This window comes from Neomesorhizobium albiziae, assembly GCF_900114255.1.
Taxonomy (GTDB): domain Bacteria; phylum Pseudomonadota; class Alphaproteobacteria; order Rhizobiales; family Rhizobiaceae; genus Neomesorhizobium; species Neomesorhizobium albiziae.
This window is the reverse complement of sequence record NZ_FOSL01000085.1, coordinates 1-1,707: the sequence shown is the minus strand read 5'-3', so window position 1 is coordinate 1,707 and position 1,707 is coordinate 1. Positions and strand designations below refer to the sequence as shown.

The 1,707-nt window shown below is 58.5% G+C and carries 2 protein-coding genes; both read left to right on the top strand.

The annotated features are described in order from the left end of the window. The first annotated feature begins 61 nt into the window (after positions 1-61). Positions 62-427, top strand: a complete 366-nt coding sequence (locus F3H98_RS32765; protein WP_149764805.1) for a group II intron maturase-specific domain-containing protein — start codon at positions 62-64, stop codon at positions 425-427. A gap of 544 nt (positions 428-971) precedes the next feature. Then, complete coding sequence (locus F3H98_RS30865) at positions 972-1,622, top strand: reverse transcriptase domain-containing protein (protein WP_149764803.1); 651 nt, start codon at positions 972-974, stop codon at positions 1,620-1,622. Positions 1,623-1,707 lie beyond the last annotated feature (85 nt).

The window sequence follows — 1,707 nt, the reverse complement described above, 5'->3', positions numbered from 1 at the left end:
GGATCCGAAATACCTCGCCGCAATCCTCGGCGACCTACGCCGTTAACCTGGATTCGGAGCCCTGTGGGGCAAGACCTTCGTCAATTTCAGTCCAGGTATCAGCAACCGAGCCGCGAAAGCCATCCGTCAGACAATGCGGGACTGGCAGCTTGACCGCCGTATCGACAAGCGCATCAATGATCTGGCCAAGATGTTCAATCCGATCCTTCGTGGTTGGATGAACTACTATGGTCGTTACCACAAATCGGCACTTTCCCGAGCATTGATGCATCTCGATCTGCGCCTGGCACGCTGGGCCATGTCGAAATATCGCCGCCTGAGACGCCATCGTCGGCGTGCGCGGTACCGGGTCCAGCACGTAAGGCGTCGGGAGCCAGCGCTGTTTGCACATTGGCGATTGCTGTATCGGGCAACGGCTGGACGGTAGGAGCCGGATGAGTGGAGACGCTCACGTCCGGCTGTGTGTCCAGGTAAGGCTAGCATGTTCAGCAGGAGACAGTCCTGTCGGGGTAGAAGTCAGAGCCCCGTAGTTCGGATAGCAGAGGGGATGGAAACAGAACCTTTGAAGCCTATCGACAAAATCTCCCTGGGGGAGATTACGAGTCACCGGGCCGTATCAAAAGAGAACGCGTTGTGGCCTCGAAAGTGAGTAAGTCCGAGGGCCGAGCCCGCAACCGAAGGGCGAAGGCAGCATGAGCAGCCGAACACTGACTGACACGGCTGTTTCACCTCGGTGGGGTGGAAGCGACGGCACGGTGACAAGGACATGCCAAGCAACTGGAGAAGCCCTCCTCGTCCCAGCGAGAAATCGCCGGAGCAAGGTAGGCCGTATAACCGGCGACACCGGGAAGTCGGCCGAAGACGAGAGGGTGGCGGCCGGGTCCGTAGTAGCGATGAAGCGGAGTAATGTCCGTGGAGCCAAGGGGCCCTGCCATTTGCGATGTCTCTAACGTAAGGAAGGCAAGGACGAGATGACAAAGGCGTCCATCGATTTGCAAGACCTGAGGCGGAGACTATACGTCAAGGCGAAGGCTGAACCGTCCTGGCGTTTCTGGGGACTGTACGTCCATGTCTGCAAGATGGAGACGCTGCGCGCGGCGTATGACATGGCCAAAGCGAACAATGGGGCTCCGGGCATAGACGGGGTCACGTTCGAGGCCATTGAAGCGCAAGGCGTAGACGCTCTCCTCGCGCAGTTACGGGACGAACTGACCGAGCGCACCTACCAACCCCTTCCGGCCCGGAAGCACGGGATACCGAAAGACGGGGGCAAAATCCGCGTCTTGTCGATTCCGGCGATCCGCGACCGGGTGGTGCAAGGGGCGCTCAAGCTCATCCTCGAGCCTGTGTTCGAGGCTGACTTCCAACCGGGGTCGTATGGGTACCGGCCCAAGCGGACAGCACATGACGCGATCAAGCGCGTGGCTGAAGCAATCGTCCAGCGGAAAACGCGGGTGCTCGATTTTGACCTGCGAGCCTACTTTGACAATGTCCGGCATGACCGGCTGTTGGAGAAAGTGGCGCAGCGGGTTGATGACGCGGACATCATGCATCTGCTGAAGATGATGCTGAAAGCCTCCGGCAAGAAGGGCGTTCCGCAGGGTGGTGTGATTACTCCCTGAACGCAAAAGGTAACTTCACCTTTGATCGGACAATTGCGCTCGATCGCTCTCGTTCTATGCTTGATTTGCGTCTCAAAGGGTAATA